7 protein-coding genes are annotated in these 6,610 nt (G+C 36.4%); 3 read left to right on the plus strand and 4 right to left on the minus strand.

Features of this window, described 5'->3' with window-relative positions; genetic code table 11:
* The 4 genes from K9N40_12765 to K9N40_12780 all read right to left on the minus strand — a co-directional run.
* The coding region (locus tag K9N40_12765; GenBank protein MCF7815339.1) for a methylmalonyl-CoA carboxyltransferase at positions 1 to 191 on the minus strand (191 nt) is incomplete at its 3' end.
* 193 nt (positions 192 to 384) lie between these two features.
* Positions 385 to 1,617 (minus strand): nickel-dependent lactate racemase, encoded by a 1,233-nt coding sequence (gene larA, locus K9N40_12770; protein ID MCF7815340.1) that lies wholly within the window; start codon positions 1,615 to 1,617, stop codon positions 385 to 387.
* 144 nt (positions 1,618 to 1,761) lie between these two features.
* On the minus strand, positions 1,762 to 3,021 hold the full coding sequence (locus K9N40_12775) for a T9SS type A sorting domain-containing protein (GenBank protein MCF7815341.1): 1,260 nt from the start codon (positions 3,019 to 3,021) through the stop codon (positions 1,762 to 1,764).
* A gap of 148 nt (positions 3,022 to 3,169) precedes the next feature.
* Positions 3,170 to 4,066: an AEC family transporter gene (locus K9N40_12780; GenBank protein ID MCF7815342.1), complete on the minus strand. Its 897-nt coding sequence runs from the start codon at positions 4,064 to 4,066 to the stop codon at positions 3,170 to 3,172.
* A 540-nt stretch (positions 4,067 to 4,606) separates the two neighbouring features.
* Here K9N40_12780 and K9N40_12785 point away from each other — a divergent pair.
* The 3 genes from K9N40_12785 to K9N40_12795 form a co-directional block, all read left to right on the plus strand.
* Complete coding sequence (locus K9N40_12785; GenBank protein MCF7815343.1) at positions 4,607 to 5,179, plus strand: TIGR00730 family Rossman fold protein; 573 nt, start codon at positions 4,607 to 4,609, stop codon at positions 5,177 to 5,179.
* A gap of 81 nt (positions 5,180 to 5,260) precedes the next feature.
* Entirely contained in the window at positions 5,261 to 5,830 is a 570-nt protein-coding gene (locus K9N40_12790) for a M48 family metallopeptidase (GenBank protein ID MCF7815344.1), read from the plus strand.
* A 106-nt stretch (positions 5,831 to 5,936) separates the two neighbouring features.
* Positions 5,937 to 6,610, plus strand: a 674-nt coding sequence (locus K9N40_12795) for a hypothetical protein (protein ID MCF7815345.1), incomplete at its 3' end; no start/stop codon positions are given.

The following is a 6,610-nucleotide window of genomic DNA, read 5'->3' on the forward strand; positions in this document are numbered from 1 at the left end:
AAATTGGTGGAACGATGTTTCACGAACATATCAACTTCGCGGAAAGTACCTTCATCAAACAGTAGATCAAGCCGTTCTCGTGCTGTTAATTTCTTCTTGGCATGCTGTTTTTCGATGCGAGCTTCTCCGCCCATCTGCTTCGTTTTTTCTACCCTCTGTTTCAAATCATTTAGTTTATCTGAAACCTTCATTTTCTCTCCTAATTTATTTTTTAATTATTATACATTTCTATTGGATGGCGAAAAATCTGAGTAGGCTGCAAATTTGTAAAGGAAAACTATAATAATTTTTGAATGATATTCATAATTTTATTTGCCGCGGTAAAATATTTAAATACTAACCTTGAAAAGGTCTATTGCAAGAATTCCTCTGAATGAAACCTTTTCAAGGCGTCTTGATAACTCCCGGCACTATTATTCCTGCTTCACGGATTATCAGGATATCAGCTTCTCGTCCTTTAATTCGGATTGCATCATTTATTGCAGTTTGGAGATCAGGTTTTGTTTTAATGAATATTTTCTGCAGTTTTTCATCGTCAATTTCCGAAACAATCCAGAGCTGGTATTTCTGCATGAAATCTACAAATTTGGCAGCTTTGTGATAACCAAGTCTGTATTCCTTTTCTATTTTGGAAAATACTTCATTAGGCGTGGTGCAAGAACTGAGCAGTTTATAGAAATTATCATTCCCGATTCCCTGCCGGCAAGCCGAAACTAAAATGAAAATGCCATCCTCTTTTATAGCATTCCGGGCATTTTCGATTGCTTTCTGCGATTGATACAGATCGATATCCAATGGCATTTCTACGATGGCAATCACGATGTCGGCCTGATGTTTTATCGGTACTTTGTAAATAGAATCTGCTGCTGGAATAATCTTATAGAAAGCTTCATTGATTCTGTCAAACTCTGCCGAAAAAACATTTTTGTCTTTATCGATCACCAGCAGGCAGGCCCAGGTTTCGGTTGGCAGCATTGCTGCCGCTTCCAGCATATCTTCGTGCACCGGATTGCCTTCCAACTGCATGATCTTTGCTTCCGGTAAAAGTGCAAAAGAATGATTTTTTTCGATGGTTTCGTAAACGGAAATTCCCGGCAGAATGCTTTTCCTGCCGCCGGTGTAACCAGCAAAATAATGCGGTTCCACCGAACTTACAATCAGTATTTTATCATGCTCAACAGCAAGTTTATTTACCTTGATTTTATTTCCTAGTGAGGTAGTTCCTAATTCCAGCATATCACCATTTTTAGCATCGTGGTATATGATATTATTTTTATAAATTTTGTAGAATCTACCAAAAATATTATGATATTCTTTCTCCGTTGGCTTGCGATGAGAACCCAGAGCCACGACAAAAGTGACTTCCAGTTTTTCGATTTGAGGATAAATTTCCTCAATTACTTTGACTGTTGGAGTAGCGCGGGTGCCATCATTTACGATTATTAGCAGTTTTTTCACATTTTGCAGGAAAATGGAAAGTTTATCTTTCAAAGAATTTTGAATCACTTCCTTCTCATTTTTTTTGGGAACTTCGTTGGGTTGGATGATCTGCAGATTTGATTCTTCGGGAAGATCTATTTCTTTAATTTGATTTGAATATTTAAATTTTACATTCATTGGTTTTCCTCTTTATTTACAACCATTCGGAAGGTCGAGATTTCCATAAAAGTACGACAACCATTCCGAAGGTTTGATTTGAATAATTGCATTTTATTTTCATAATTAGTTTTCCTTACTTACCGCGGATAGTTTTTTTAATAATCACTTTAGCAACAACATTTTTTTAGTTGGTGAATTGGGAATATTAAGTCTGTACAGATAAATTCCAGATGAGACTGGTTGATTGTGCTGATTACTACCGTTCCAGACAACCGAGTTAATAAGTTGATCGGTTAATGAGTTGATGGGAATAGTTTTAATTTTCTGACCCTTTAAATTATAAATTTCTATTTCAGCATTTTCTATTTGTCTGAAATCTGAAACCTGAAGTCTGATTTCTGTTCTTGGATTGAATGGGTTAGGATAATTAGATAATTCGCAAGAATTGATTTTTATAGTATTTTCATTTAATTTCGTAGATTCCAGACTTCTATATACATTATTTACAGGATAATCTCCATAGCTAATAGCATATAGGTAATCATCTTCAGTAATTGTAAGATATTGGATTTCTGCTATGGTCATTATTTGAGATTCTAATTGATTCCAAGTTTCACCATTATCTTCAGACATCCATACAAAACCAGTATATTCATTACAGCCTACAAAAATTCTATCTTGTGAATCTATAACAATATCTGTTACATAGAATTGGTTTGTTAATGTTTCCCATGTTTCACCATTATCAGAAGATCGATAAACACCACCGATAGCCTGTGTGTAATGTCCTCTGCTTCCAGCAAAAAGTTCTCCATTGGAATTTACTGCTAACGAGCTCAGGAAGTGATAGTTTAAACCAATTAATTCCCAGTTGTCACCTTGATCCAAAGAACGGTAAAGACCACCTTCCCCCATATAATGTTGAGAAGCTGCAAACAATCCTCCGGAAGTTTCAATAAAATCATTAAATATTTCATTTGAATTTGTAGATAAAACTATATTCCAGGAATTACCATTATCAGTTGACTTGTATATATGCCCCCAATTAGCAGCAAATAGATTATTAGAAGAATCTTTCATCATTGGTCCTGCTGTTGCCGGGAAATTAGTAAGTTGCCACGTAGTTCCATTATCAAAAGATACGTAAATTCCATCGACATTACTTACAAAAAGAGTATCTAAATCAAATAGAAAGGAAATACAACATCCTTGAAAGTCTGTTTCATTCCAGGAAAATCCATTATCATAAGAAATATACATACAGTCTTGAGTACCTAAATACAAATTTCCGATAATATCCTTTTCTATACAACGAATTGATGCTTCATCTTCATAAATTACTTCCCAATATTCCTGACAGTAAATTAAATAGAAAGTTGATAAGAATATTAAAAAAATAAAGACACCTTTTTTTTCCTTCATAATCTCCTCTCAACTGTCATGCTGAGTGTTCCGAAGACTTTCGGAATGTATCGAAGCATAAGGCAATACTTCATATAATGCTTTATCCTTCGACTCCGCTCAGGATGACAATTTTTTAATTGCTCGCATTTGTTCTTTGCAAACCACATCACACCCAAAACAGCAACAACGGCACATAAATAATTCCCAACAACAGCGAGATCGAAACCAGACTGGCAGCAAATTCTTTATCTAACCCTTCCAGCGAAGAAAAAATAAGCGTGTTGTAACCAACCGGTGCTCCACAAAAAACGATGACCAGAGTTTTAATGATCCCTTCAAATCCTAGAACAGCTGCAAAAGCCCAGCCTAAAAACATTCCCACTCCGATTCGCAAACCAAAAACAGTGAACATTTTTCCCAGGTTGAAAATATGAGGATGAAAATACAATCCCAACGAAAAGATGATTAAAAAAATGGTAGGTCGACCAACTATTTCAAAGAAATTTACATGAGTAGCTGAAAGTTCAATTTTCAATAAATTAAAGACAACTCCCAGGATCAAACCCCAGATCGGTGGTAAGAGCAGGAACTTTTTTATCGGGATTTTGGAACCTTTCTGGTTTCCGTATTTAATGGCAAAATAATAGGCAAAAGTGAAGATCATCAGGCTGTTGCCGAAATCGAAAATTGTGTATATTGCCAATCCCTGATTTCCAAAAGCAGCCAGGACGAAGGGCAAAGTGAAACCGGTATTCATGATGAGTGTTCCCACATAAAATGCTCCATGCGTTGCAGGCGGCATCTTGAATAATTTTGCGATCGGTGCTGAGATCAAACCGATCAACAGCATCGTTACTATTGCCACAAACGGAAGTAAAATGAATTTCAAGTTTAATTCTGCTGTAGCTCCAGATAGAAAAGTAAGAGATGGCAATGTAACATAAAAACTTATACGCAGAAGCGTATCTGCTGTGCTGCTGCTGAAAAGTCTGATCTTTTTGAGTGCAAAACCCAGAAAGAAAACAATGATGATCGGGATCACCTTACTCCAGAAATCTGTCAAAAATCCTCCGTTTATTTCGTCATTCTGACGTTATTCCCCTCTTGAGAGGGGTGCGACTTCAGTCGTGGGGTGTGTTCACGTTGTTCTTACGGCTTCGTGCCACTTCGCCGACACAGGTTGGAAGAATCTATCTTAGCTGCCAGATGCAAAGCTATAAGAATTTCACGAGATCCTCCCGTCTTCGCAAAGCTTCGCCGGACACAGTCCACAGTAAAGCTAAAGGTAACGTCAGGATGACGTATTTTTTTCCGTCATTCTGAAGCATCTCACATAGGTTGCTCTGATGAAGAATCTCAATATAATTGCGAATTTTGTCAAAAACAACTTCTAAATGACGTCCACTTATTCTCCTCAACCTGTATCTCGTTCACTCCTGAACGAGTTTCAATCTCGGACAAGAGTGTTCGAGTTACTGAAACAACGAAGATGCAAATCAGCGTTTGTTTCTTGTCAATTCAAATGTACCAGTAGTTATTTTTTTTCACAATTTGTTTGACGCAAAAGACCAGAAATTTAATTCACAAAATAGGAGAATATGATATGAAAAAAATATGTGTGTTTTGCGGATCCAGTCCGGGAGCAGATCCTGAATTCAGCGAAGTCGCAAAAGAATTGGGAAAGGAAATTGCTTATCGAAATCTGGAATTGATATACGGAGCATCGGATTTGGGTTTGATGGGAGTTCTGGCAGAAAGTGCTATTCAAAATGGAGCAAAAGTTATCGGTGTGATGCCGCGAATTTTTGATGGAAAAGTAGAACATCCCGATCTGGCAGAGCTTCACATCGTAGAAGGAATGCACCAGCGCAAATCTTTGATGTACGACATGGGAGATGCTTTTATGGCACTTCCAGGCGGAATGGGAACCTTTGAAGAAATTCTGGAAGTTGTTACCTGGGCTCAGATCGGTTATCATCAAAAACCGTGTGGGCTGCTGAATATAAATGGATTTTTTGATCAACTTTTGGAATTTCTGAATAATTCTGTAAAACAGCGTTTCATCTGGGAAGCACATCGAAAAATGCTGATGAGCGATACCAGAATTGAAGGTTTGTTCAACCAGTTCGAAAATTATAAAGCACCCAATATCGAGAAATGGCGTGACAGGAAATAAATTCATCTATTTTGTCATCCTGAGTAGTTCCAATTTTATGGAACGTATCGAAGGATATGGCAATAATATTAAATAATTCTTATGAAAAAAACCGAAATCATCAATTTTACTGGAATCGGGAATGTAGATTTCGTTCCCAGGAAAAGAGCAAAACGAATCCGCATCACATTAAAGCCTTTCAAAGGAATCAGGGTTTCAGTACCATTTGGAATTTCCTTGAAAACAGCTCAAAAATTTGTCTTGTCAAAGCAGGATTGGATTTTACAGAAACAAACCGAAATTGCTGAATATGAAACAGAAATCAATAGGTCTCAAATTGAAAATGAACCGATCGATAAAAAAGCTGCCTGCGATCACCTTTATAACCGCTTGATCGATCTTGCTCAAAAACATAATTTTGAATTTAATCGAGTTACTTTCCGACAGCAGAAAACCCGCTGGGGAAGCTGCAGCCCAAAAAACAACTTAAATCTGAATATTCGACTATTCAAGCTTCCGCAGGAACTTCAGGATTATGTAATCTTGCACGAACTGGTTCACACAAAAATCAAAAATCACAGCCCAAAATTCTGGCAGGAACTGGAAAAAGTATTACCTAGAGCAAAAAAATTGAATAAGCAATTGAAGCAATATAAAATCTTGGCATTATAATATTTTGAATATCCCAATTTGCAGACTATAATATTTCACTTTTCATTTGACTATTTGATGCTTTCTCTTCATTTCGGATTTGTTGATGGATAAGGAATAGATTCTAATGCGAATAGTTATCTTCAGTATAATAATAATATTTCTATCTGGCTGTAATCAGGTAAACCTGGTTTCTTCTGGAAGTGATATTGCTAAAGTGATCTGGAATCTTCCACAGCATAATAATCTTGTATATCAAAATAAAAATACTTTGGATGAAAATTTCTTTGAGAAAGCAGAATCGACACTTGATAATGGTTTTCTTTATATAATTCTTTCCAGCACAGGAAGTCCGGCAGCAAACCTGATCAGCACTTTTACCAAGCAGGAATACGCTCACACTTCTATTTCTTTTGATGAAAATCTGGAAACTGTGGTTAGCTATAACGGCGGAAATGGGATTGCAGCTCCAGGCATGAATTGGGAAACAGTTGATTTTTTCAATCAGAAAGAAGATGCAAGCTATATTATCTATCGTCTTCATGCTAACAAAGATCAGAAGAAACAGGTCTTAAATAAAGTAAGACAGATCAATGAGCAAGGTAGTTCCTACAATTTTCTGGGCTTGTTTTTACCTTTCAAAATGCGTGAAAATATTATGTATTGTTCGCAGTTTGTTTATTCTTTACTAATTACTGCTGGATTAGATTATTTCCAGATCGATCCCTGCAAAGTTCAACCTATAGATTTTATCAGATTAGATTATGATAGAAAACTTGAATTCTGTGGAACAGTGTTTTT

This window comes from Candidatus Cloacimonadota bacterium, assembly GCA_021734245.1.
Lineage (GTDB): Bacteria > Cloacimonadota > Cloacimonadia > Cloacimonadales > TCS61 > B137-G9.

Excerpts from the sequence above, each read along its gene's own strand:
- K9N40_12785 (MCF7815343.1), top strand. The coding sequence starts at position 4,607 with ATGAAAAAAATATGTGTGTTTTGCGGATCCAGTCCGGGAGCAGATCCT.
- K9N40_12775 (MCF7815341.1), bottom strand. The coding sequence starts at position 3,021 with ATGAAGGAAAAAAAAGGTGTCTTTATTTTTTTAATATTCTTATCAACT.
- larA (MCF7815340.1), bottom strand. The coding sequence starts at position 1,617 with ATGAATGTAAAATTTAAATATTCAAATCAAATTAAAGAAATAGATCTT.
- K9N40_12790 (MCF7815344.1), top strand. The coding sequence starts at position 5,261 with ATGAAAAAAACCGAAATCATCAATTTTACTGGAATCGGGAATGTAGAT.